The sequence below is a fragment of the Nitrospirillum guanabarense genome (assembly GCF_034653355.1).
In the GTDB taxonomy this organism is placed as follows: domain Bacteria; phylum Pseudomonadota; class Alphaproteobacteria; order Azospirillales; family Azospirillaceae; genus Nitrospirillum.
In genome coordinates, this window is sequence record NZ_JAYEER010000002.1 from 439,709 (window position 1) to 462,789 (window position 23,081).

General features: G+C 69.1%; 21 protein-coding genes. 11 read left to right on the plus strand and 10 right to left on the minus strand.

Translation table 11 applies throughout. The features are described from left to right. Positions 1-41 precede the first annotated feature (41 nt). Together UAA55_RS08500 and UAA55_RS08505 are read right to left on the minus strand one after the other, a co-directional pair. Positions 42-581 carry a GAF domain-containing protein gene (locus UAA55_RS08500; RefSeq protein WP_322952252.1) on the minus strand — a complete coding sequence of 180 codons (540 nt, stop codon included), beginning with the start codon at positions 579-581 and terminating at the stop codon, positions 42-44. A gap of 37 nt (positions 582-618) precedes the next feature. After that, positions 619-1,329, minus strand: a complete 711-nt coding sequence (locus tag UAA55_RS08505; protein WP_322952253.1) for a glutamine amidotransferase — start codon at positions 1,327-1,329, stop codon at positions 619-621. Positions 1,330-1,684: 355 nt separating this feature from the next. On the opposite strand from UAA55_RS08505, the gene UAA55_RS08510 reads away from it, so the two are divergent. Continuing rightward, positions 1,685-2,590, plus strand: a complete 906-nt coding sequence (locus UAA55_RS08510) for a ketopantoate reductase family protein (protein ID WP_322952254.1) — start codon at positions 1,685-1,687, stop codon at positions 2,588-2,590. Here UAA55_RS08510 and UAA55_RS08515 read toward each other — a convergent pair. Continuing rightward, the gene (locus tag UAA55_RS08515; RefSeq protein WP_322952255.1) at positions 2,587-3,786 is read right to left on the minus strand and encodes an acyltransferase family protein; all 1,200 of its coding nucleotides are present in this window, start codon (positions 3,784-3,786) and stop codon (positions 2,587-2,589) included. The two genes, UAA55_RS08510 and UAA55_RS08515, sit on opposite strands and share 4 nt — an antisense overlap. Positions 3,787-3,959: 173 nt before the next feature. Between UAA55_RS08515 and UAA55_RS08520 the strand changes: the two genes are divergently transcribed. Next, positions 3,960-4,310, plus strand: a complete 351-nt coding sequence (locus tag UAA55_RS08520; protein WP_322952256.1) for an antibiotic biosynthesis monooxygenase — start codon at positions 3,960-3,962, stop codon at positions 4,308-4,310. An 8-nt stretch (positions 4,311-4,318) separates the two neighbouring features. Here UAA55_RS08520 and UAA55_RS08525 read toward each other — a convergent pair whose 3' ends face one another. Beyond that, on the minus strand, positions 4,319-4,903 hold the full coding sequence (locus tag UAA55_RS08525) for a TetR/AcrR family transcriptional regulator (protein ID WP_322952257.1): 585 nt from the start codon (positions 4,901-4,903) through the stop codon (positions 4,319-4,321). 225 nt (positions 4,904-5,128) lie between these two features. On the opposite strand from UAA55_RS08525, the gene UAA55_RS08530 reads away from it, so the two are divergent. Next, positions 5,129-6,223 carry an HlyD family secretion protein gene (locus UAA55_RS08530; protein WP_322952258.1) on the plus strand — a complete coding sequence of 365 codons (1,095 nt, stop codon included), beginning with the start codon at positions 5,129-5,131 and terminating at the stop codon, positions 6,221-6,223. 54 nt (positions 6,224-6,277) lie between these two features. Next, positions 6,278-7,855, plus strand: coding sequence for an MDR family MFS transporter (locus UAA55_RS08535; RefSeq protein ID WP_322952259.1), 1,578 nt, complete (start codon positions 6,278-6,280; stop codon positions 7,853-7,855). A gap of 29 nt (positions 7,856-7,884) precedes the next feature. Here UAA55_RS08535 and UAA55_RS08540 read toward each other — a convergent pair whose 3' ends face one another. The 6 genes from UAA55_RS08540 to UAA55_RS08565 all read right to left on the minus strand — a co-directional run bounded on the left by UAA55_RS08540 (position 7,885) and on the right by UAA55_RS08565 (position 10,159). Beyond that, on the minus strand, positions 7,885-8,079 hold the full coding sequence (locus tag UAA55_RS08540) for a hypothetical protein (RefSeq protein ID WP_322952260.1): 195 nt from the start codon (positions 8,077-8,079) through the stop codon (positions 7,885-7,887). Continuing rightward, positions 8,070-8,486 (minus strand): hypothetical protein, encoded by a 417-nt coding sequence (locus UAA55_RS08545; RefSeq protein ID WP_322952261.1) that lies wholly within the window; start codon positions 8,484-8,486, stop codon positions 8,070-8,072. The genes UAA55_RS08540 and UAA55_RS08545 overlap by 10 nt, the downstream gene beginning before the upstream one ends. Then, positions 8,483-8,635 (minus strand): sigma factor-like helix-turn-helix DNA-binding protein, encoded by a 153-nt coding sequence (locus UAA55_RS08550; RefSeq protein WP_322952262.1) that lies wholly within the window; start codon positions 8,633-8,635, stop codon positions 8,483-8,485. The genes UAA55_RS08545 and UAA55_RS08550 overlap by 4 nt, the downstream gene beginning before the upstream one ends. A 20-nt stretch (positions 8,636-8,655) precedes the next feature. Beyond that, on the minus strand, positions 8,656-9,024 hold the full coding sequence (locus UAA55_RS08555) for an RNA polymerase sigma factor (RefSeq protein ID WP_322952263.1): 369 nt from the start codon (positions 9,022-9,024) through the stop codon (positions 8,656-8,658). Positions 9,025-9,218: 194 nt separating this feature from the next. Continuing rightward, on the minus strand, positions 9,219-9,593 hold the full coding sequence (locus UAA55_RS08560) for a group III truncated hemoglobin (protein ID WP_322952264.1): 375 nt from the start codon (positions 9,591-9,593) through the stop codon (positions 9,219-9,221). Between the two features lie 113 nt (positions 9,594-9,706). Next, positions 9,707-10,159: a carboxymuconolactone decarboxylase family protein gene (locus UAA55_RS08565; RefSeq protein ID WP_322952265.1), complete on the minus strand. Its 453-nt coding sequence runs from the start codon at positions 10,157-10,159 to the stop codon at positions 9,707-9,709. 198 nt (positions 10,160-10,357) lie between these two features. On the opposite strand from UAA55_RS08565, the gene pdxR reads away from it, so the two are divergent. The 7 genes from pdxR to UAA55_RS08600 all read left to right on the plus strand — a co-directional run bounded on the left by pdxR (position 10,358) and on the right by UAA55_RS08600 (position 23,022). After that, positions 10,358-11,779, plus strand: coding sequence for a MocR-like pyridoxine biosynthesis transcription factor PdxR (gene pdxR, locus UAA55_RS08570; protein WP_322952266.1), 1,422 nt, complete (start codon positions 10,358-10,360; stop codon positions 11,777-11,779). A 224-nt stretch (positions 11,780-12,003) separates the two neighbouring features. Then, a complete protein-coding gene (locus tag UAA55_RS08575; RefSeq protein ID WP_322952267.1) occupies positions 12,004-12,549 on the plus strand; it encodes a cysteine hydrolase family protein in 546 nt (181 codons plus the stop codon). 204 nt (positions 12,550-12,753) lie between these two features. Next, positions 12,754-17,724 (plus strand): beta strand repeat-containing protein, encoded by a 4,971-nt coding sequence (locus UAA55_RS08580; protein WP_322952268.1) that lies wholly within the window; start codon positions 12,754-12,756, stop codon positions 17,722-17,724. 352 nt (positions 17,725-18,076) lie between these two features. Continuing rightward, a complete protein-coding gene (locus UAA55_RS08585; protein ID WP_322952269.1) occupies positions 18,077-18,685 on the plus strand; it encodes an invasion associated locus B family protein in 609 nt (202 codons plus the stop codon). 41 nt (positions 18,686-18,726) lie between these two features. Beyond that, positions 18,727-20,973, plus strand: coding sequence for a tetratricopeptide repeat-containing sulfotransferase family protein (locus UAA55_RS08590; RefSeq protein WP_322952270.1), 2,247 nt, complete (start codon positions 18,727-18,729; stop codon positions 20,971-20,973). A 14-nt stretch (positions 20,974-20,987) separates the two neighbouring features. Next, positions 20,988-22,151 (plus strand): glycosyltransferase family 9 protein, encoded by a 1,164-nt coding sequence (locus tag UAA55_RS08595; RefSeq protein WP_322952271.1) that lies wholly within the window; start codon positions 20,988-20,990, stop codon positions 22,149-22,151. Positions 22,152-22,170: 19 nt separating this feature from the next. Continuing rightward, on the plus strand, positions 22,171-23,022 hold the full coding sequence (locus UAA55_RS08600) for an alpha/beta hydrolase family protein (RefSeq protein WP_322952272.1): 852 nt from the start codon (positions 22,171-22,173) through the stop codon (positions 23,020-23,022). Positions 23,023-23,081 lie beyond the last annotated feature (59 nt).

The window sequence follows — 23,081 nt, forward strand, 5'->3', positions numbered from 1 at the left end:
ATAGCCGAGGGCCGGACGGCCCGCTGGCGCCTGAAGCGAACTTACAAAGGCCAGTCGCTGCCGGTCACGAACAGCTTGGCCAACGCCTCGATGCCGGCCTGGTCCGCGGCGTCGAAGCGGGCGGGGCTGGGGCTGTCCAGGTCGATGACGCCCAGCACTTGGCCGTCCAGGATCAGCGGCACCACCAGTTCCGACCGGCTGGCCGCGTCGCAGGCTATATGGCCGGGGAAGGCGTGCACGTCCTCCACCAGCACGGACTGGCGCCGTTCCACGGCGGTGCCGCAGACGCCCCGGCCCACGGCGATGCGCACGCAAGCCGGCTTGCCCTGGAACGGGCCCAGCACCAGCTCCCGCGTGCCGCCGAGATTGCCCCCATTGGGGGTCTTTGGGGCGGTGTTGCGCATGAAGTAGAACCCCGCCCAGTTCAGGTCGGGCAGGGTGGTGAACAGCAGGGCCGACAGGTTGGCGGCGTTGGCGATGGCGTCGCGCTCGTCGGTCAACAGGCCGGTCAGGTCCAGCGCCAGGTCGCTGTACAGCGTGGCCTTGTCGCGCGGGGTGTCGCTGGTGCGGGCTTGGAACATGGAAGGTATCCTCAGGAAAACGGAAACGGCGCGGGCGTCAGTCCAGCCGCGCCAGCCAGGGGGTGAATATACGCTTCGCCTGGTCGGCGGCGCGGGCGGCCATCACAGATCCGGCCGCGCGCAGCTCCGGCACCGACAGGCGGGCGGCCGACAGTTCCGCCGCGTGGCCGACATACCACAGGTTCAACCGCGCCGGATCGGCCTCGATATGGAACTGCAGGGCCAGGGCGTTTGTGCCGTGGCTGTAGGCCTGGTTTGGGTATAGGCCGTTACTGGCCAGACGGACGGCGCCCTGCGGCAGGTCGAAGGTGTCGCCATGCCAGTGCAGCACCCGCGCCTCCGGTTCCCCCAGCGGCGCCAGGCAGGAGGCCCGCCCGGCCTCGGTCAGGTCCAGGGCACCCCAGCCGATCTCCTTGGCATGGCCGGCATAGACCTTCGCGCCCAGGGCGCGGGCCATCAGCTGGGCGCCCAGGCAGATGCCCAGCACCGGCCGTCCGGCCGCCAGCCGCCGCTCCAGCAGCGCGATCTCCTGGGTCAGGAAGGGGTGCTCCGCGTCCTCGTACACCCCGATAGGCCCGCCCAGCACCACCAGCAGGTCGGCGTCGGCGAGGACCGGGTCGGCCAAGTCGTCCGCCGGCGCCTCGCGGTAATCGACGGTCCAGCCGCCCTCGGCCAGAACGGGCGCCAGCAGGCCCAGATCTTCGAACGCCACATGGCGCAACGCCACGGCTTTCCTGGTGCGGGACATGGGAACGAGCCTCCGGCGCTGGGGTGGGGAGGTCCGTTATAGGGGGTGGGGATGGACGGCGGGTAGGGGATTTTGCTGCGGCCCGGGCACGTGATATTCCCGGCTTCGGTGAGGCCGCCGCTACTCCCGTCCGTCCTCCGCCACCGCCGCCGGGTCGTGCTGGGGTGTGGCGGGGAACCGTGTGGGGAAGGATATCCCGGCCGATGGATGTGGTGAAGGGCGGGCGCCCCTCCGCCCGATGCGCCAACGGCGGGGGAGGGATGAGCGATGGGCCGTTGCGCCGCCCCGCCTCCCCCCGCACCTTGACCGCAACGCCGCGTAGCGAAAGCCGCGCGCCATACGGGAGACACGCAGGATGAACATCGGTGTCATGGGGGCCGGCGCGGTCGGCTGCTTTTTCGGAGGCCTGCTGGCTCGCGCCGGTCATGCCGTCACTTTGGTGGGCCGGCCGGCCCTGGTGGACGCGGTGCGCGCGGGCGGCCTGCGGCTGCAGATGAAGGACGGCTTCGACGGGCCGGTCGCCCTGGCCGCCGCCCCAGGGCCGGAGGCGCTGGCCGAGGCCGACATTGTGCTGTTCTGCGTGAAGTCGGCGGATACCGAAGCGGCGGGCCGCGGCATGCTGCCCCACCTGAAGCCGGGTGCCGTGGTGTTGGCGATGCAGAACGGCGTCGATAACGCCGAACGGCTGGCCGCCGTGCTGGGCCGGCCGGTGGTGCCGGTGGTGGTCTATGTCGCGACCGACATGGCGGGGCCCGCCCATGTCCGCCACCACGGCCGGGGCGACCTGATCCTGGGCACCGGGCCGGACGGCGAGCGGGTGGCCAAGGTGCTGCGGGCGGCCGGCATTCCCGCCACCGTGTCGGCCGGCGTCATCGCCGCCCTGTGGGACAAGCTGATCATCAACTGCGCCTACAATGCCGTGTCGGCGGTGGCGCAGGTGAGCTACGGCACCATGGTGACGGTGCCCGAGGTGCGCGCCGTCATGGCCGACGTGGTGGCGGAGGCCGTGGCTGTGGCGCGCGCCCGCGACATCGCCGTGGCGGACGACATCCTGGACCGGGTCATGGCCCTGGCCGCGGGCATGCCCAACCAATTCTCCTCCACCGCCCAGGATCTGGCGCGGGGCAAGCGTAGCGAGATCGATTACCTGAACGGGCACGTTGTGCGCCAGGGGGCGGCCCTGGGCATCCCCACCCCCGCCAACGCCGCCCTGCTGGCCCTGGTCAAGCTGCTGGAGACCAAGAGCGCGGCGACGGCTTAAAGCCGGACATGCAGGCCCCGGCGGTGCAGGGGCAGCAGCGCCAGCACCACCAGGCCCAGGATGCCCAGCGCGCAGGCGAAGGACGCCAGGTAGGGGTCGTCGATGACCGCCTTCGCCAAGCGATCGCCCCAGGCCTGCGGGGTGATGGCCCCGTCGGCGCTGGCGATGACGGGCACGCCGCCGATGGCGCTCAGGATCTGCGACAGGGTGAAGGCCAGGATGGCGTTGCCGCCCAGCACGCGGAAGGGGAAGGTCAGCGCCCGGGGCAGGGCCGCCGGTCCCCGATCCAATAACGCCGACAGGATGGCCAGGACACCCAGGGAAAAGCCGCCGCTGAACAGGGCGAAGCTGCTGGTCCAGATTTGTTTGTTGACGACCAGCACGGGGTCCAGCGTCAGGCCCGCCCCAATCAGCAGGACGGCGGCGACCAACAGGGGCAGGCGGCTTTGCGATGCCTTCAGCGCCGTACCGGCCAGCACCCCCACCAGCACGTTGACGATGGCGGGCAGGGTGGACAGCAGACCTTCGGGATCATAAACGACGGCGCCCGTCGCGTCGGTGCCGTAGGGCCACAGGTGGGGCACGGTGAACACGCCCCGGTCGATCCAGGACGGCAGGCTGCCGCCGGGATCCAGATGCCCCGCGCCGATGCCGGGCACCGGCACCCAGGCCAGCGCGGCCCAATAGCCCAGCAGGATGACGGCGATGGCGGCCAGCAACGCCGGCTGGTTCACCATCGCGCGGCCGTCCGGGCCAATCCTGGCGGTCGCCAGGCACAGCGTGACGGCCAGGGCGTAGCACAGGGCGATGCGCTGCAGGATGCCGGGCAGGCGCAGATGCGCCAGGTCGAAATACGGCAGGGCGTTCAGCACCAGCCCCAGGGAGATCAGCGCCAGGACGCGCCGCGTGATCTTGGCCGCCGTCGCCCTCTTGTCCCGCGCCAGCGCGGTGAGGGACAGGGAAATAGCCAGGCCCACGCTGAACAGGAAGGTGGGGAACACCATATCCGCCAGGGTCCAGCCGTTCCAGGGCGCGTGCTTCAGCGGCGCATAGGCCATGTTCCAGTCCCCCGGGCTGACGACCAGGATCATGCCGGCGACGGCCAGGCCGCGCAGCACGTCCAGCGACGGCAGGCGGTTGGTTGCTCGGGCGCTTGCGGCACCGTGTGCGCCGGATGGTGTGGCGGCGATGGTCATGACGTTCCGGTGCTCCCCTATTTTCTTATGGAGCGGACTATGACACGCCATGACAACGTTGTCACATGGCATTTATCTTGAATCATGGGGCGCGATTTTTCCCGCTTGACCTCATCTTATATTGAGGTTTTAGCGTGCAGGGGCTTTTGACGATGCTTTTGGAGACAGCCCCCATGAACGCCCACGTCCCCGCGCCACAGGGTGCGGATGCCGGCCATCGTTACCGTATCGACAAGTTCACCGTGCCGGCGGCGGCGCATGACGCCTTTATCGAGCGCATCCGCTTCATCGACGGTTTCCTGCATGGCCAGCCCGGCTGCCTGCAGCATGGTCTTTATGAATGGCGGCTGGACGACGGCGACTACGGCGTCGTCACCCTGGTGCAGTGGGAGAGTGAAGCGGCGATGGCCGCCGCCAAGGCCCGCGCGGCTGAGGAATATCGGCGCCAGGACTTCAACCCCGGCACCTTCCTGGCGCAGTGGGGCATCCGGGCCGACATGGGCAGCTACATGCGCCTGGGCTGATCAACGGATCAGGCCGCCGGCTTGCCGGCGATGCCGTGCACCAGGATGTCGATGACGCCGTCCATCCACGCGTCCTCGGTGGGCACGTGCAGCAGCAACTGGTGGTAGATGGCGCCGAAGGTCATGTCCAGGATGGTGTGCGGCTTCACATCCGGCCGGATGGACCCGTCCTTGATGCCGCGCTCCAGCAAGGGGATCACCTCCGCCCGGCGGGGCGCCACCAGGTTCTCCTTGAACAGGCGCAGGGTTTCCGGGTCGCGCTGACATTCCGCCAGGATGCCGGCCATGATGGCGCCGGTGCTGCCCCGCATGGCCCTCGCCACCGACTTCAGCAGCCGTCGGTATTCCGCCAGCGCGTTGTCGCTCTTGGGTTCCAGCGACATCTCGCGATTGATGGTGTCCAGCGTCGCCTCCATGGCGATGGCGCCCCGGCTGGGCCACCAGCGATAGAGGGTGCTGCGTGAGGCGCCCGCGCGGCTGGCCACCTTGTCCAGGGTCAGGCGCGCCAGCCCCTCTTCCTGCAGCAGCTCATAGGTCGCCTTCAGGATGGCGGCGTGGCTGGCGTCGCTGCGGGGGCGACCAACGGGGGCCATGGGGATTCTCCTCGACGATAGGCCGGGCCTTCGGGTTTTTGCGGCTCTCAAACTTCACCATAGGCTCCATTTGGGGGCGGGGCGAGGGGGGTGAGACATTACGGCACGGCATGTCTCGTATTCTAAGGCGGTGCTGCTCACGAATTACAAAACGGTCCAGATTGTATCGAAATTTGAACCCAACGCTTCCCCCTCTTTGGCCCCCTGGTCCCTCAGGAGATTTCCATGGTCGACATCACTGATACCGCCGCCTCCCCCATCCTCTCCGGCCCGCGCGCCGGCGGTCTGGTCAAGCGTATCCTGCTGGCCGGTGCCGGCATCGCCGCCCTGGCCGCGGCCGGCCACTACGGTCTGGATTATTGGCGTACCGGTCGCTTCCTGGTGGAAACCGACGACGCCTATGTCGATGCCGATGCCTCCACCATCGCGCCCCACGTCTCCGGCTACATCGCCAAGGTGCTGGTGGACGACAACCAGGTGGTGAAGGCGGGGCAGCCGCTGGCCGTCATCGATGACAAGGACCTGCGCACGGCGCTGGACCAGGCCCGGGCCGCCCGCCGGACGGCGGAGGCCAAGGTGGCCAACATCCAGGCGCAGATCACCCTGCAGCAGGCGCTGATCGACCAGGCGGCCGCCCGCCGGGTTTCGGCCAAGGCGGCCGCCACCTTCGCCGACCAGGACAGTGACCGCTTCAACCAGCTGGTGGTCACCGGCGCCGGCAGCACCCAGAAGGCGCAGCAGGCCACGTCCCTGCGCCACCAGGCCGACGCGGACGTGAGCACCGCCGAGGCCGGCCTGGTCGCCGCCCGCCAGCAGGTCGACGTGCTGAAGACCCAGAAGGCCACGGCGGAGACGGAGGTGGACCAGGCCCGCGCCGTGGAACACCAGGCGGAGCTGAACCTGGGCTACGCCACCATCACCGCCCCGGTGGACGGCGTGGTTGGCGCTCGCTCCGTCCGCGTCGGCCGCTATGTCCAGGCCGGCACGCAGTTGATGGCGGTGGTGCCGCTGCACCAGGTCTATGTCGTGGCCAACCTCAAGGAAACGCAGCTGACCAACGTGAAGCCGGGCCAGCCGGTGGATATCGCCGTCGACACCTATCCCGGCGTGGTCGTCCACGGCCGGGTGGACAGCATCTCCCCCGCCAGCGGGCTGAAGTTCGCGCTGCTGCCGGCCGACAACGCCACCGGCAACTTCACCAAAATCGTCCAGCGCGTGCCGGTGAAGATCACGCTGGACGCCTACGCCGCCGCCGGCAAGGGCGCCGTGCAGCTGCGCCCCGGCATGTCGGTCGAACCCAGCATCAACACCAAGGAGTGAACGCGCCCTCGGGGCCGCCGTCGCGGCCTGGGGCTCGTATCGGAGTAAAGGGTCATGGCAAACGCAGCGCATACCGCCCCCGCCGCTGAACCGCCGGTCGGCATCAAGACCTGGTTGGCGGTGGTGGGGTCGATGATCGGCGCCTTCATGGCGGTGCTGAACATCCAGATCACCAACGCCTCCCTGCCCGACATCCAGGGCGCCATCGGCGCCGGCATTGACGATGGCGGCTGGATCTCCACGTCATACCTGGTGGCGGAGATCGTGGTCATCCCGCTGACCGGCTTCCTGGTGCCGGTTTTTTCGCTGCGCCGCTACCTGCTGGCCAACACGGCCCTGTTCCTGGTGCTGTCGGTGGCCTGCGCCTTCGCCGGCAACCTGCAGCAGATGATCCTGCTGCGCGCCCTGCAGGGCTTCTTCGGCGGCGTGCTGATCCCGCTGGCCTTCACCATCACGCTGACCATGCTGCCGCGCTCCAAGCAGCCCATCGGTCTGGCGCTTTTCGCCATATCCGCCACCTTCGCGCCGGCCATCGGCCCCACCATCGGCGGCTACCTGACCCAGACCTACGGGTGGCAGTACATCTTCTACGTCAACGTGGTGCCGGGTGCCGTCATGCTGGCGGCCCTGTTCCCCACCCTGCCGGCGGCGCCCATGAAACTGTCGCTGCTGAAGGCGGGCGACTGGCCCGGCATCGCCACCCTGGCCATCGGCCTGGCCGCCCTGCAGACGGTGCTTGAGGAAGGCAACAAGGACGACTGGTTCGGCTCCCCCTTCATCGTGAAGCTGTCGGTGGTGGCGGTGCTGTCGCTGGGCGCCTTCCTGTGGATCGAGCTGACGGTGGCCAACCCGCTCTTGAACCTGCGCCTGCTGACCCGGCGCAATTTCGGCCTGGGCAGCGTCAGCAACATCATCCTGGGCATGGCGCTCTATGGCTCCGTCTTCCTGCTGCCCAGTTACCTGTCGCAGATGCAGGGCTACAACTCGGAACAGGTGGGCGAGGTGCTGGCCTGGACCGGCTTTCCCCAGTTGCTCATCATCCCCTTCGTGCCCTTCCTGATGAAGAAGGTCGACGCCCGCATCCTGGTGGGCGTGGGCTTTGTCCTCTTCGCCGCCAGCTGCTTCCTGAACATCCATTTGTCCAAGGACTACGCCGCCGACCAGCTGATCCTGCCCAACGTGGTCCGCGCCGTCGGCCAGTCCCTGGTCATGACACCCCTGTCGGCCCTGGCCACCGGCGGCATCGAGCGGGAGAACGCCGGCTCCGCCTCCGCCCTGTTCAACATGATGCGCAACCTGGGCGGCTCCGTCGGCATCGCCGGCCTGCAGACCATTCTGACCAAGCGGGAACAGTTCCACTCCACCGTCATCACCACCCATGTGACCGGCTTCAGCGAGGCGACGGCCGACCGCATCCAGCAGCTGCAGGAGCGCTTCCTGTCGGTGGGCGGCGTCGACCCCGACCTCGCCTGGAACCAGGCGGTGCAGGCCATCGGCAAGTCGGTGAAGCTGCAATCCTTCCTGCTGGCCTACGGTGACGCCTTCTACCTCATGGGCGCGGCCCTGGTGCTGGCCCTGCTGGCGGCCCTGATGATGAGGAAGACCAGCGGCGGCGGGGCGGGCGCGCATTGAGCTGACGCTGGAATCGAAACGTCCTAATCCTACCCCCTCAGCATCCGGTCCAGGTCGTTGATCTGGTTCTGCAGGCGGGCGGCGCCCAGCAGGGAGGTCAGCACGACGATGACCAGCATCAGCAGGCCGATGACGCCACCCAGGACGATGAAGGTGTGGTCCAGGTCCAGCGGCCGCCCGCCGGTATGATCCTGCAGATAGCGGCCGGCATAAATCAGGGCCATACCCGGCAGGAACAGGGGAAGGTCGCGGCGCCAGAAGGCGGCCATCCCCTTGTGCTGGCGGACCAAGGCGTCGCGGTAGGCGTCGACCACCGTCCGGGCGTCCCCCCGGGTATCCGCGCATCGCCCCGCTGGCGCAACCGCCACATGGTCCAGCCGAGGGCCAGGATGATGAGGGCGCTGCCCAGCTTGATCATCCAGCCGGGAAACAGCCAGATGTAGAAGGCGAAGCAGGCGGCCGCGACGGCCGAGCCCAGGTATTTCCGCAGGTTGCGGCGGCGGATCTTGCGTTCAAAGGCGGCGGCCTTGGCGCGGATTTCTTCAAGGGTCACGGGTGGGATCTCCTGTTCCTGGCTCTGCCAGAGGGATTGCAGGCTGTTGGAGGGGCTTTCGGCTGGGTCGGCCGTCATTTCGGGCCTCCCTTCTGCGCGGGTGCGGGTTGGAAATGCCGGGCCAGGACGGCCTTGGCGCGGTGGATCTTGGTGGTGACGGCGCCGGGCGACAGGCCGGTGACCTCGCCGATGGCGGCCCCGTCCTCACCCTCCAGGTACAGCAGCATCACCTGCTGGTCCGGGGCCTTCAGCCGGCGGACCAGGTCGTACAGGCGGTCCAGGGTCTTTTGCCGGTCGGCCGCTTGTTCAGGATTGTCGGCGGCGGGCAGGCCGGCCAGTTCTTCCAGGCTGGCCGGCTTGTGGGGCGGGAGCGGCGCTGGCGCAGGGCATGGGTGGCGCCGGTGTTGTGGGCCACGCGAAACACCCAGGTACGCAAGGCGGCGCGCCCGTCGAAGCCGTCCAGGCTGCGCCACAGGGCCAGGTGGATATCCTGCAGCAGATCGCGCGCGAGGTCGGGGTCGCGCTCATAGGCCCGGGCCAGCCGTTCCAGCGCTGGGCCGAACTGGGCGGCCATCTGCTGATATCGCGTGTCCCGGCTGTCCCGCCCGCCGTCCATGACCCGTCCCTTGGCGCTGGTGATGACAAGGTAGTCCGGAGCGCGGAGATTTTCTTACAGGTCGGTGCGCGAAAAAGCCCCCACCCGCACGGGGACGGGATGGGGGCTGGCCGGTCGCCGATGGCGGGAAGGGGTGTCGCCGCCATCAGTTTCCTCGGGCGGGCCGAAGAAACGGGCCGAGGAAGGGGGAGGGATCAGGCCGCCGGGCGGTAGAAAAGGCCCAGCTGCAGGCTGGTGGCGATGCGGGCGGCCTTGGCCAGGGCATCGGCCGCCGCGTCGGGGGGCAGCACCTCCGCCGTGGTTTGCGACCACAGGGCCAGCCAGCGGTCGAACAGGGCGGGGGACATGCGTTCCAGATGCTTCAGGTGGGCCGCCATGGGGTTGCCCTTGTAGCGTGGGCCGGTGTGGCGCTCCGGCGACAGCAACAGCGCCGACCAAAAGGCGGTCAGCGTTTCCAGATGATGGTCCCAGTCGCTGACGGCGTGATTGAACACCGGACCCAGGTCGGCATCGCGACGCACCCGGGCATAGAACCGGGATACCAGGGTGGCGATAAGCGTTTCATCCATCAGTCGGCCTCTAAATCATGCATCATGGATGAATGTATTATATCGCCGAAAAGATGCAATGGGCGCCTCCGTTTTGCGCTGCGGGCATGCGGACGGATCGGAGGCGCCGTCGCTCAGACCTTGGCGGCGGCCGGCATGGCGCGGAAGCTGATGGCGATGCGGTTATAGGTGTTCATCAGGCCGATGGCGATGGTCAGGTCCGTCAGTTCCTTCTCGCTGAACTGGGCGCGGGCGGCTTGGAATTCCGCGTCCGGCACGGCGGTTTCGGCCACGCGGGTCACCGTTTCGGCCCAGCGCAGGGCGGCCTGCTCCTGGACCGTGAACAGCGCACCCGCCTCGTGCCAGGCCTGGACCAGCACCAGCTTCTCCACGTCCAGCCCGCCCTTCAGCAGGTCGCGGGAATGCATGTCCAGGCAGTAGGCGCAGCCGTTGATCTGTGAGACGCGCAGATAGACCAGGTCCACCAGCTGGGTGGGCAGGCCGCTTTGCGCGATGTGGCCATAGACACCGCCCAGGGCCTTCATGCCAGCGGGGGAGGCGTTGGTGTAGTCGAGGCGCATGGTCATGGTCAGGTTCCTTTTGGCTGCGGATGGTGTGGCTGGACCGCCGGAAAAGTGCCCGGGCCGCCTTCGTCCTCGCCCCGCTTGCGCGTTCCGCAACAAGGTCTGGGGGTGGTCGGTGGGACCCGATGACCAAAGGATGCGCCCGCCATGGGTCATGAAATAGAACCAAGACTTATCAAAAATACTATACCATGTTGGTCCATGGACACCGACCTCTCCATCATTCTGGACCGGGCGGCGGCGACGCCGCTGGCCATCCAGATCCATGGCGCCCTGCGCCAGGCCATCCTGGGTGGCCGGCTGGCCGCCGGCGCCCGGCTGCCGTCCTGGCGCGACCTGGCGGCCCGTCTGGGCGTGGCGCGCGGCACCGTACGGGTGGCTTATGAGCGGCTGATGGATGAACAGCTGGTGGTGGGGATGGGCGCGGCCGGTACCCGGGTGGCGCGCTGGCCCGCACCCGACGGCCCGACCGCGCCACCCCCGCCGGAAGCGCCGCCCATGCCGGGTTTCTTCCATGATTTCGAGGGCACGCCGCTGGCCTTCCAGATGGGCGTGCCGGCGCAGGACGCGTTCCCCTACACCCAATGGTCCCGCGTCCTGGCGCGCGCGGCGCGCGCGGCGGCCCAGGCGCCGGTGGGCTATCCCGACCCGCGCGGCCATCCCGAATTGCGGCGGGAAATCGCCGCCTACCTCGCCATTTCCCGCAGCATCCAGTGCGCGCCAGGCCAGGTTCTGGTGACCAACGGCTATGCCGGGGCCCTCAACCTGGCCGTCCGCGCCCTGGGATTGGAAGGCCGGACGGCGTGGATGGAGGAACCGGGCTTCCCCCTGACCCGCACCGCCCTGACGCTGGCCGGGGTGCGGCCCATGCCCGTGCCGGTGGATGGCGAGGGCCTGGACGTGGCCGCCGGCATCCGCACCGGTCCCGATGCCGCGCTGGCGGTGGTGACGCCGGGGCAGCAGGCCCCCCTGGGCATGGCGCTGTCGTTGGCCCGCCGCGTGGCCCTGCTGGACTGGGCCCGCCGCAATGGCGCCTGGGTGCTGGAAGATGATTACCTCAGCGAGCTGCAGCTGGCCGGCCGGGCGGCGCCTGCCCTGGCGGCGGTGGACCACGCGGCGGGCGGCGACGCCCGGGTGCTGCATGCCGGCACCTTCAGCAAGACCATCAGTCCGGCCTTGCGCCTGGGCTTCCTGGTGGTGCCGACATCCTTGATCGGCCGTTTCGGCGAGGTGGCGGCCTGCTTGTCGCCGGCGCCGGCGGCCCCCGTGCAGCGCGCGGTCGCCGCCTTCCTGGCGGAAGGGCACTACTTGCGCCACCTGCGCCGCATGAAGCGGCTATACGCCGCCCGGCGGGTGACGCTGCTGCGCTCCCTTGACGGCCTGTTGCCGGTGCGGACCACGGCCGGCCTATCAGTGATGGTGTCGCTGCCTTCCGGCACCAATGACATCGCCATCGCCAACCAGGCCTTGGCCTTCGGCATGGCGCCGGTGCCGCTGTCGCCCTGGCACGCGGCTCCTGGCGCGAATCAGGCCGGCCTGCTGCTGGGCGTCACCAACCTGAACGACCGGCGCCTGGGCACCGACTGTCGCCGCCTGGCGGAACTGGTGGCGCGCTTTGGATAAGGGGGCTTGACGCCGCGCCTCCGCCCCCGGCATGGTGCCTGTCATGAACGCCCTGTCTTCCATCCTCGTGGCCGCCCTGACCACTAAAACCACCGCCGCCATCGGCGGGCGGTGCGGGATGGGCTTGTCGGCGTAAAGCCAGGTCGTTCCGCAACCCCCGCCCTAACGGGACGGGGGAGATGGCCAGAGGCGCCTCCGTTCCAAGACCCGAACGGAGCCCCGTCATGAGACCCCAACACTCCCGTCGTTCCTCCTCCGCCCTCATCGTCCTCGACATGCAGGTGGGCTTGCTGCATGGCCCCGTGCCGCCCCATGGCGGCGCCGGTGTGGTCGTGCGCATCCAGGACATGGCCGATCGTGCCCGCAAGGCCGGTGGCATGGTGGTCCTGGTCCAGCATGACGGCCCGGAAGGGTCGCGCGCCGCCCCGGGTTCCGCCGACTGGCAGCTGGTCGAACAGCTGGCGCCCCAGGCCGGCGACCTGGTTGTGCGGAAGTCGCGGCCCAGCGTCTTCGCCGGCACTGAACTGGCGGCCTTGCTGCGCGACCACGGCATCGGCCGCGTGGTGCTGTCGGGCATGAAGACGGAATATTGCGTCGACGCCTCCTGCCGCGCCGCCCGCGACCTGGGGTTCGAGGCCGTGCTGGCCGGCGACGCGCACACGACGGTCGATACGCCGGCCCTGGCCGCGGGCGCCATCATCCACCACCACAACCTGACGCTGGGCGGTCCCTTCGCCCAGGTGATGGCGGCGGCGGCCGTGGGGTTCTGAAGGGGGACCGCGGGCCCTGTCCATCCGTTTCTGTCCAAAATACCCAGGTAGGCGCAAGTGATGGAAAAGACACAGATTTGTTGAGCACCCCCCGTTTTCCGCCCGCTGGTCACCGTTTGGTCACAGGCCAAGGCCAACCCCGGCACGCTTGAAAGTGGCGGCGCCCGCTCAAGGGCGCGCCTAGATCAGGGCGGGGAGGGCCAGATGGGGCTTAATTCGGGCACGGCGGCGCGGTTGCTCAAGGGCGGGTCATCCTTGCTGGCGGTGGGCATCGCGGTGGCGGCGGGACCCGCGCGGGCGCAGGACGTCACGCTCACCGGTGCCACCATCGGCTATGCCAACGCCGGAACGCTGGGCGCCGTGCTGGTCACGGGCACGGCCACCGTGGCGGGCGGCACCGTCGCGGGGATCGCCAACACCGGCGCCATCGCCACCCTGACCAATGACGGCACCCTTACCGGCACATTTGGTGTGCTGAACCAGGGCAGCATCGGCGCGCTGGTCGAGAATGGCACGATCCAGGGATCGGGAATGGCGGTGCGCAACGAGGGCACCATCGCCAGCCTGAGCATCACCGCCGGCGGTGGCCTCAGCGCCAATTCCACAGCCTTCTACAATGGCGGCAGCATCGGCACGCTGGTGAACCAGGGGCGAATCGGCGACGGCATCGGTTTCGGACAGCATGCGCTGTTGAACGTGGGCAGCATCGGCACCCTCCTCAACGGCGGGCTGATCAGCGGCTTTTCCGGCGGCGTGGTCAATATTGGCGCCATGGGCAGCCTGGGCAACACCGGCACCATCGAGGGGCCCGTCATCGCCCTGATGAACCAGGGCACTGTCGGCCGCCTGGACAATGCCGGCATCATCAACGCCGCCAGCACCGCCCTTTATGTCCACACCCTGGGCGGCGTCGGCCTGTTCAACAACAGTGGCCTGATCGCCGGCCAGGCGGGCCTGTGGAACGACGGCAGCATCACCACCCTGGTCAACACCGGCACCCTCAGCGGCGGCACCCAGGCCGGCCTGACCAACCGGGGCTGGATCGGCCAGGTGGACAATGGCGCCACGATCTACGCCCTGCTCACCGGCCTGGACAATGCCGGCACGCTGGACAGCGTCATCAACAGCGGCACCATCATCGGGCGCAGCGACGGCCTGGTGAACGCCGGCACCGTGGGCACGCTCAGCAACAGCGGCACCCTGACCAGCAGCCGGGGGGAGGCGATCTATAACGGCCAGGGAACCCTGGCCCTGCTGGACAACAGCGGCACCATTAGCGGCTACAAGGCCATCGCCAACGCCGCCAGCCTGGGCCGGGTGACCAACAGCGGCTTGATCAGCGGCACGGGGTTCGCGCTGGATCTGTCAGGCACCACGGGGACGATCAGCAACACCGGCACCATCATCGGGCCCACGGCCCTGCGGCTGAACAGCGGCGCCAGCCTGGCCGGCCTGGCCAACCAGGGCACCGTCATCGGCGACATCCTGAACCTGACGGCGAACGCCCTGACGCTGTCGGGCGGTGCCAGCCTGGGCACCTATACCGGCACAAACGGCGGCCAGGCCACGGTGTCCAGCACGCTGGCCAATGTGGTGCTGGGCGGCGGCCGTCTGCTGCTGAACGATGGCGTGGATGTCAGTGGCCATACCCTGGTCAACACCGGCGCCGCCGTGGTGCTGGACACCGTCGTCAGCGTCACCGGCGCTTATGTCCAGGCGCGGGGCGGGCTGGAACTGGCCACCTCCGCCGCCCGGCTGGTGGTCGGCGACACCGCCCTGGTCAGTGGCGGCACGGTCATGGCGTCGCCCAACGCTGTGGCCAGCTATCTGGCGGGGACCACGGTGGGTACACTGGTCCAGGGCGGGACTGGATCCCGCTATGCCGGCGTTACCGTCACCAGCGGTGTGACCGGCCTTGCCTTGGCGGGACAGACCGGTGGCACCGATCTGCTGGCGGTGGCGGCCAACGATTATATCGGCGACGTCCAGGGCACGCTGGGCAACACCGGCACGCTGGCCGCCGCCACCGCCGTCTACATCGCGGCGACGGGCAGCCTGGGCGCCCTGGTCAACAGCGGTGTAATCGCCGGTGGCATCGTCAACGCCTCGGCCAACACGCTCAACATCAGCGGCGGAGTGGGCGCCGCCATCGGCACCCTGACCGGCCTGTCCGGCGCGCAGGGACGCATCGTCAGCACTGGCGCCAACGTGGTGCTCTCTTCGGGAAACCTGCTGCTGAACGACGTGGTGGACGTGACCGGGCACACGCTGGTCAACAGCGGGGCGTCGGTGCTGTTGACCAGCATTGTGAGCGTGACGGGGAATTACACCCAAACAGGCGGCACGCTGACGGCCGGCATCGGCGGCACGGTGGCGGGCCGGTTGGTGATCAGCGGGGCGGCCAGCCTGACGGGTGGCACCGTGGCGGTGGCGGCCGTGGCGGGGTCCAACCTGCTGGTGGGCGACAGCTACACCATAGTCGCGGCGGGCAGCCTGACCGCCACGGGCCTGACGGCCGCCGTCAGCGGCTTCACCGCCACGCTGGGAACGATCAGCGGCGTGGCCGCGACCGACCTGGTGCTGACCCTGGTCAGCGATTATATCGGCGGCACCCTGGGCACCCTGACCAACAGTGGCCTGCTGTCGGCCGCCACGGCGGTGATGATCACGCCGGCCGGCAGCCTGGGCACCTTGGCCAATACCGGCACCATCCTGGGCGACGTGGTGAACGCCAGCGCCAACGACCTGGTGGTCACGGGCGGCAGCGATGGCGCCGTGGGCACGCTGGCCGGTGGCACCCTTCATAATAGTCTCAGCAACCTGGTCTTCGCGGCCGGGGACCTCAGCCTGGGCGACGCCGTCGACGCCGCCGGCCACACGGTGGTCAACGGTGGTGCCAATATCGCCTTGTCCCGCGACGTGGCCATCACCGGCGCCTACAGCCAGGCGGCCGGCACGCTGATGGCCGGCGGGCACGTGCTGAGCGTCAGCGACGCGGCCATGGTCACGGGCGGCGTGGTTTCCGCCGGGGTGAGTGCCGGTGGCAATTACCGGGTGGGCGACAGCGTCACCTTGATCCACGGCGGGGCGGGGTCCGGCTATGGCGGGGCCACCGTCATCAGCGGCGTCGCCGGCCTGTCCGCCACCGGCGCCAGCAGCGGCGCCGACCTGCTGGCCGTGGCCGGCAACGACTATGTCGGCGGCCAGCTGGACAGCCTGGTCGTCACCGGCACCTTGTCCAACACGGCGGGTGGCGCCACGGCCCTCTATATCGCGGCGTCCGGCGCGCTGGGCACCCTGGCCAACAGCGGGGTCATCGCCGGCGACATCGTGAACCAGTCGGCCAGCGCCCTGGCCATCAGCGGCGGCACGGATGACGCCCCGGGGACGCTGACGGGCGCCGGTGGCCGCCCGGGGTCCATCACCAGCCGCCTGGCTGATGTGCGCTTCATTTCCGGCACCCTGTTGCTGAACGACCATCTGGATGTGGGCGGCCATGGCGTCGTGAATAGTGGCGCCACCCTGCTGGTCAACAGCGCCATCAACATCACCGGCAGCTATAGCCAGACCGGTGGCGGGCTGGTGATCGGCGTGGCCTCCGGCGGCAGTTACGGCAGCCTGATGATCAGCGGCAACGCCAGCCTGGCAGGTGGCTCGGTGACGTTGAAGGCCACCGGCGGCGGGGCGCTGGCGGCGGGCAGCTATACCATCGTCTCGGCCGGCGGAGGGCTCAGCACCGGCACCCTGGTCCTCACCGCCGCCGGGTATACGGTGACCAGTTCCACTGTGGGCGGTGGCGGCAAGACCCAGTTGGTCCTGACCCTGAACACCGCCAGCACCGGCACCACGGGCGGCAATTCCGGCGGGAATAGCGGTGGTAATACAGGCGGTAATACCAGTGGGAACACGGGCGGGGGCACCGGCGGCGGCACGGGCACCGGTTCGGGCGGAACGGATAACGGGACTGGCGGCACGGGGAACACCGGTGGCGGCACCGTCACGCCTACGCCCCCGACCATCCGCTACGCGGCTGTGGGCTTGGCCCAGGGCGGCGCTGCCATGGGGGCGGGCGCCGCCTTGGATGCCATCGCCGCCAGTGGCGGCGGTGCGGCCGCGGCGTTCCAGGCGGCGGTGCTGACGCCCTTGTCCAGCCTGTCGGCCCTGGCGCAGCGGATGGCGGTGGCGCAACTGGCGCCCAATCAGACGACACCGCAGATGACCCCGGCCATGACCGCTCCCACCACCGGCGCCATCAGCCAGCACCAGCAGACGGTGGCCAGCCTGATGGCTGGCCCAAATGGCGGCGCCGAGGGCGCCGCCGCGGGTTCCGACGGTCGACAGGGGGCCATCTGGGGGGAAATCCTGGGTGGAGGCGCCTTGCGGGCCAACAGCGCGGACGCGGCGGGCTATCGCGCCTCCAGCGCCGGCCTGGTCCTGGGCGCCGACTGGTATGCCGACGACACCGTGATGGCGGGCCTGGCCTTCAGTTGGCTGACCAGCGCCGCCGTGGGCCAGGGGGTGGCGGCGAACAGCCTGACGCGGGCGGGCAGTTATCAGCTGACGGCCTACAGCGTCTGGCGGCCGGACATCGCCGACCAGCGGCTGTCCGTCGCCGGCCAGGTCAGTTTCGGTTACAACCATTACGATCAGCGCCGTTGGATCGACTTCCTGGGGGCCCGCGCCAATGCCAATTATGGGGGCGAGCAGTACCTGGGCAAGGTGACGGTGGGCTACGACCTGCCCTTGACGGGGACCTTCACCCTGACGCCGCAATACAGCCTGCGGGCGGTGCGGCTGACCAACCATGGCTATCAGGAACACGACGCGGGCGTGGCCAACCTGGCGGTGGACGCGCTGGTGACCAGCAACATCACCCAGGAAGTGGGGGCGACGATGGCCACGCGCCTCGACACGGGGCTGGGCGCCTTGATGCCGGAGCTGCGCGTGGCCTGGGTGCACGACTACCTGAACGGTCCCGTCGCCACCACGGGCGTGTTGGCCGGCGTGGCCTTCGCCAGCACCACGGCCCAGGTCAGCGCCGATGGCGTCGCCGTCGGCCTGGGTGCCACCCTGCGCCAGGGCGACAGTGTCAGCCTGCGCCTGGAATACAATGGGGAATACCGCCGGGATTATCAGACGCACGCCGGCATCCTGCGCGCCACTTGGACGTTCTGACGACGCCCGATGCATGTAACCCCGGTGTGAACGAATCACTTGATTGTCGTTTTGGCACAGATTTGGCTGAAGTGTGAAAAGCGGTCTGACCTTTATAGACAGCCACGCATTTTTCATCAGAATTGATCAGAGGTCCGCCGGGGATTTCCACCGGTCTACCGCAGGCGCCGCCGCCCGGCCCCTAAATGACGCAAAAAAAGCTTTTGAGAGCTTGACGTTGTTATCGCCCTGTTGGTTAGTCCCTTATCGCCCTTCCGTATAGGCTGCGGGCGATAGTTAGGACGTGGCGGGAGGCCGCCATTTCATTCTATAAGCGGATAGACCGCATACTTGCAGGGGCCGGAGTACCGAGATGAGCAGAGTGGCGAGGGCGGCGTTGGTCGGGATGGCGGCCTGCGTGTTGACGGCATTGACCGGGGCGGCCACCGCCACCGTGGCGGCGGAACCGGTGAAGGCGCCCCCGCCGGCGACGTCGGTTCCCGCGGCCGTTCCCGCCCCCGCCGGCAAGGGCCCCGAGGTGACGAAGGCGCCGGGCCCGCTGTGGTCCAAGAGCTGCGCCAAGACCGACGCCGGCGCCGAGATCTGCTACGTCGAACAGTTCGCCATCGCGACGCCGCAGAACGTCATGATGCTGCACGTCCGCGTGGGCTATCTCAGCCCCGAGGGCAAGCCGCGCCTTATCCTGGCGACGCCCCTGGGCGTGCTGCTGCAGCCGGGCATCACCCTGGTCGTGGACCAGGACAAGCCGTTGACCCTGCCGTTCGACGCCTGCCAGCAGGGCGGGTGCGTCGCCGCGGCCGACCTTGAGGACGGCAAGGTGTTGGACCACTTCACCGGCGGCAAAGTCCTGGCGGTGCGTTATATCAATGGCGACAAGGCCGCCGTCGACATCCCGGTGCAGCTGAGCGGCCTGGCCGCGGCGCTGAAGGCCCTGCCGGCACCGCCCAAGCGCACCCCGTAAGCCACCCGCCCTGACCCATTCCTGAAAAGCGCTGTGAAGCCATGAACACTCAACCGCAGACCACCATGACCGTTGAGCAGGCGCTGGGCCAGGCCCACGCCCATTGGAACGCCGGCCAGGCCGACCAGGCCGAACGGTTGTGTCAGCACGTGCTGGCGCTGTGGCCGGGGCAGTCGGACGCCCTGCACCTGATGGGCCTCATGGCGCACGCCTACGGCAACCTTGACCTGGCCATCGACCATCTGCGCCGCGCCTGCCAGGCGCCGCGGGTGCCGGCCGTCTATCTCAGCAACCTGGGCGAAATGCTGCGCCAGCGCGGTTTGCTGGCCGAGGCCGAGGTGGCCGCACGCCGCGCCGTCACCATGGACAACGCCTTGGTGGCCGGCTGGAACAACCTGGGCATCATCCTGCAGGAGGCCGGCAAGCTGGAAGACAGCCTGACCTGCCTGGAACGGGTGGTGGCGCTGCAGCCCAACTATGCCGAGGCGCACAACAACCTGGGCAACACGCTGAAGCGCATGGGCCGACTGGACCAGGCCCGCCAGCGTTACGAATACGCCCTTAACCTGGCCCCGGCCTATGCCGAGGCGCAGAGCAACCTGGCCAATCTGCTGAACGATCTGGGCCGTCCGGACGAGGCCCTGGCCGCGGCGCGCAAGGCCATCGACCTGAACCCGCGCCTGTCGGACGCCTACATCAACGCGGCGGCGGTGGAACTGGGCCGCAACCGCAATGAGGACGCGCTGCGCTGGATCGATGCGCTGCTGAGCTACGCCCCGCTGCATGCCGGCGCCCTGACCGTGCGCGCCACGGCGCTGCGCCACCTCGAACGGCTGGAGGAGGCGTTGGCCGACGCCCGCCGCGCCGTGGCCTCTCAGGCCGACAATGGTGAGGCGCAGAACGTCCTGGGTGAGGTGCTGCAGGCCTTGGGCCAGCATGACGAGGCGCTGGCCGCGTTCGACAAGGCGTCCAAGACTTTGGGCTTCGCCCCGGAAAAGGCCCTGATCAACCGCGGCGTCCTGCTGATGGAGCGCGGCAGCAAGGCCGAGGCCAAGGCCGCGTTCGAGCAGGTGGTGGCGCAGTTCCCGCGTTCCGCCTCCGCCTGGTTCAACATGTCCGACCTGCACCGCTTCCAGGCCGGCGACCCGGCCGTGACCAAGATGGAAGCGCTGCTGTACGGCCCCGATCCCGTACAGTCGCAGACCGACCGCACCGCGCTGAACTTCGCCCTGGGCAAGGCGTGGATGGATATCGGTGACGCGGATCGCGCCTTCGGCTACCTGAACGAGGGCAACCGCCAGAAGCGCGCCACCTTCGCCTATGACGCCGCCGCCACCAGCCGCTGGATGGGCGACATCGCCACCGCCTTCCCGGCCGCCGCCTTCAAGAAGGCCAAGTCCAGCCTGGCGGGCAGCGACCAGGCGGTGTTCGTGCTGGGCATGCCGCGTTCCGGCACCACCCTGATCGAGCAGATCCTGGCCAGCCATCCCCAGGTGGCCGCGGCCGGCGAGCTGTCGGCCTTCAACAACCTGGTGAACCAGCTGGGCCCGTACCCCCAGATCGCTGGCCATCTGACGCCGGAAATCACCGGCGGCCTGGGCCAGCGCTATCTTGACTTCATCCGTCCCCTGGCCGGCGGCCGTCGCAGGGTGGTGGACAAGATGCCGTCCAACTTCCTGTTCGCTGGCCTGATCAACCTGGCCCTGCCGGACGCCCGCATCATCCACGTGCGCCGCGACCCGGTGGACACCTGCCTGTCCTGCTACACCAAGCTGTTCACGCGCGAACAGCTGTTCACCTACGACTTGGCCGAACTGGGCCAGTTCTACCGGGCCTATGAACAGCTGATGGACCACTGGCGCGCCGTGCTGCCCGCCGACCGCTTCATCGAGGTGCGGTACGAGGACGTGGTGGACGATCTGGAAGGCCAGGCCCGCCGCCTGGTCGAGTTCTGCGGCCTGGCCTGGGACCCCGCCTGCCTGGACTTCCACAAGACCCAGCGCACCATCCGGACGGCCAGCTTGAACCAGGTGCGCCAGCCCATCTTCCGCAGCAGCGTGGGCCGCTGGAAGGCGTTCGCGGCCCAGCTGACGCCGTTGCTGGCGGCCCTGGGCATCGACCCCGACGCGCCGGACGCCTCGGTGGCGGCTCCCGCCGCCGCGCCGGCCAAAAAGCCCTCCGCCAAGAAGGCGCCCAAGGCCGAGGCCCCGGCGGCTGAGCCTGTCACTTCCCCCGCCGAGGATACGGCCAAGCCGGCGCGCGGGCGCCGCAAGCCGGCCGCCAGCTGACAGGGCCTGCCGTCATGGACATGAAGGAACTTGAGCAACAGGTCCGCCCCATGCTGATCGCGGGGCGGGGAGCCGAGGTCGAGGCCATGGTCCGCCCCCTGCTGGCCAGCGGTACCGGCCCGGTGACCCTGTGGGCCCTGCTGGCGCAGGCCCTGCGCGTGCAGGGGCGGGTGATGGAGGCCAAGCCCATCCAGGAGATGCTGGTGGATGCCCTGCCGGGGCACCTGTCCACCCGTTTCGACCTGGCGGAAACCCTGCTGCTGCTGGGTGAGTTCGACCGCGGCTGGCGCGAATACGCCTACCGCTATAGCCTGGCCCACACCACGCGCATCGAGCGCAAGGTGCAGCGGCCACGCTGGGACGGACGCGCCATTCCGGGCAAGACCCTGCTGATCCATGATGAGCAGGGCTACGGCGATACCTTCCAGTTCATGCGCATGGTCGCCTGGGCCAAGGAGAAGAGCCAAGCCAACGTCGTCCTGGAAATCAATCATGAAACGGCCAGCCTGGCCCGCCGCATGAAGGGCTTCGATGCGATGACCCTGCGCGGGGAATTGCCGCCCCACTTCGACGTGCATGCCGAGATGATGAGCCTGCCCATGATCATGGGCCTGCAGCTCAGCCAGCTGCCCGGCGAACCCATGCCCTACCTGTCGGCCATGCCCGACCGGCGGGAGCATTGGCGCAAGCGCCTGGGACAGTACAAGGGCCTGAAGGTGGCCTTCCTCTGGGCGGGCCGTCCGACGCACTTCAACGACGCCAACCGGTCCATGGGGCTGGAGATGCTGGCGCCGCTGGCACAGGAGGGCGTCACCCTGTTCTCCGTGCAGAAGGGCCCGAAGGAGGAGCAGGCGCTGAACCCGCCGATCGCTTTGGCCAAGCACGTCGTCAGCCTCAGCCCCGAGATCCGGGATTTCGAGGACACGGCCGCCATCCTGATGGAGGTCGACCTGCTGATCTCCATCGACAGCTCGCCGGTGCATCTGGCGGGCGCGCTCGGCCGCCCGGCCTGGGTCATGCTGCCGCTGCTGCCGGATTGGCGCTGGTTGCAGAACCGCGACGACACACCCTGGTACCCGTCCGTCCGCCTGTTCCGCCAGACGGAATGGGGGCAATGGGGCCCGGTGATCGACCGCGTGGCCAAGGCGCTGGCCGAGTTCAAGGCCAAGAAGGCGTAAGGTGGTGGGCGCGCGGGCCTTGGTCGCGCTTCTCCTGGCGGGCGGCCTGGCCGCCTGTTCCGGCATTCATGGCCGGCAGGAGCGGGGGCCCACCCTGGCCCAGGACGCGGGCTGGCGCTGGGACTATCTTTCGGCGGGCGGTTTCGACTTGGCGACGGCGGTCAAACCCTACTCCCCTGGGCCTGGCCCGGGCGGCGAGGTGCTGACCGTCTACATCGAAGGCGACGGCCTGGCCTATCTATCGGCGCGGGAGCCATCGCAGGATCCCACGCCCACCGACCCCTTGGCCCTGCGCTTGGCCATGGGCCATCCTGGTACGGGGCCGGTGGCCTATCTCGCCCGCCCCTGCCAGTACGTCATGGAAACCCGCCCCCGCGCGTGTCAGGTGGGCTACTGGACCAAGGCCCGCCTGGCGCCGGAGGTGGTGGACAGCGCCGGCCTGGCGCTGGACCGCCTGAAGGCCAACGCTCATGCCCAGCGTCTGGTCCTGGTGGGCTATTCCGGCGGCGGCGGCCTGGCGGCGGTGCTGGCGGAACGGCGCGCCGACGTGGCCGGTCTGGTCACCATATCGGGTAACCTGGATTTCGGCCTGTGGGCCAGGATTCTGGACCTGACGCCGCTGTCGCAGTCGGTCGACCCCGTCACCGACGCCGCCAAGCTGGCGGGCCGGCCCCAGGTGCATTTCGTCGGCGCCGACGACAAGGTGGTGGACGTCGCCATCGCCCAATCCTTCGTGGCCCATCAGCCGCCCGGCGCCCCCGCCATCATCATCACGGTACCCGGCCAGGACCATGGCTGCTGCTGGGCCGGCGCCTGGTCCACCCTGTCCCGGCGGCCGGAAATGAAAGCGATTCCCGGCTGGCTGCCCTGACGAGTTCTTTTCAAATCACTTACCCATACCCCGCCAGGGCTGCCCCCGCAGGGCCGGAA

What these genes read in the sequence shown, in the direction of transcription:
- UAA55_RS08545 (WP_322952261.1), bottom strand. Translation starts at nt 8,486, where the DNA reads ATGACGGCCGACCCAGCCGAAAGCCCCTCCAACAGCCTGCAATCCCTC.
- UAA55_RS08555 (WP_322952263.1), bottom strand. Translation starts at nt 9,024, where the DNA reads ATGGACGGCGGGCGGGACAGCCGGGACACGCGATATCAGCAGATGGCC.
- UAA55_RS08525 (WP_322952257.1), bottom strand. Translation starts at nt 4,903, where the DNA reads ATGGCCCCCGTTGGTCGCCCCCGCAGCGACGCCAGCCACGCCGCCATC.
- UAA55_RS08510 (WP_322952254.1), top strand. Translation starts at nt 1,685, where the DNA reads ATGAACATCGGTGTCATGGGGGCCGGCGCGGTCGGCTGCTTTTTCGGA.
- UAA55_RS08535 (WP_322952259.1), top strand. Translation starts at nt 6,278, where the DNA reads ATGGCAAACGCAGCGCATACCGCCCCCGCCGCTGAACCGCCGGTCGGC.
- UAA55_RS08575 (WP_322952267.1), top strand. Translation starts at nt 12,004, where the DNA reads ATGAGACCCCAACACTCCCGTCGTTCCTCCTCCGCCCTCATCGTCCTC.
- UAA55_RS08540 (WP_322952260.1), bottom strand. Translation starts at nt 8,079, where the DNA reads ATGGCCCTGATTTATGCCGGCCGCTATCTGCAGGATCATACCGGCGGG.
- UAA55_RS08550 (WP_322952262.1), bottom strand. Translation starts at nt 8,635, where the DNA reads ATGCTGCTGTACCTGGAGGGTGAGGACGGGGCCGCCATCGGCGAGGTC.
- UAA55_RS08595 (WP_322952271.1), top strand. Translation starts at nt 20,988, where the DNA reads ATGGACATGAAGGAACTTGAGCAACAGGTCCGCCCCATGCTGATCGCG.
- UAA55_RS08515 (WP_322952255.1), bottom strand. Translation starts at nt 3,786, where the DNA reads ATGACCATCGCCGCCACACCATCCGGCGCACACGGTGCCGCAAGCGCC.
- UAA55_RS08590 (WP_322952270.1), top strand. Translation starts at nt 18,727, where the DNA reads ATGAACACTCAACCGCAGACCACCATGACCGTTGAGCAGGCGCTGGGC.
- UAA55_RS08565 (WP_322952265.1), bottom strand. Translation starts at nt 10,159, where the DNA reads ATGACCATGCGCCTCGACTACACCAACGCCTCCCCCGCTGGCATGAAG.
- UAA55_RS08500 (WP_322952252.1), bottom strand. Translation starts at nt 581, where the DNA reads ATGTTCCAAGCCCGCACCAGCGACACCCCGCGCGACAAGGCCACGCTG.
- UAA55_RS08585 (WP_322952269.1), top strand. Translation starts at nt 18,077, where the DNA reads ATGAGCAGAGTGGCGAGGGCGGCGTTGGTCGGGATGGCGGCCTGCGTG.
- pdxR (WP_322952266.1), top strand. Translation starts at nt 10,358, where the DNA reads ATGGACACCGACCTCTCCATCATTCTGGACCGGGCGGCGGCGACGCCG.
- UAA55_RS08560 (WP_322952264.1), bottom strand. Translation starts at nt 9,593, where the DNA reads ATGGATGAAACGCTTATCGCCACCCTGGTATCCCGGTTCTATGCCCGG.
- UAA55_RS08580 (WP_322952268.1), top strand. Translation starts at nt 12,754, where the DNA reads ATGGGGCTTAATTCGGGCACGGCGGCGCGGTTGCTCAAGGGCGGGTCA.
- UAA55_RS08520 (WP_322952256.1), top strand. Translation starts at nt 3,960, where the DNA reads ATGAACGCCCACGTCCCCGCGCCACAGGGTGCGGATGCCGGCCATCGT.
- UAA55_RS08530 (WP_322952258.1), top strand. Translation starts at nt 5,129, where the DNA reads ATGGTCGACATCACTGATACCGCCGCCTCCCCCATCCTCTCCGGCCCG.
- UAA55_RS08505 (WP_322952253.1), bottom strand. Translation starts at nt 1,329, where the DNA reads ATGTCCCGCACCAGGAAAGCCGTGGCGTTGCGCCATGTGGCGTTCGAA.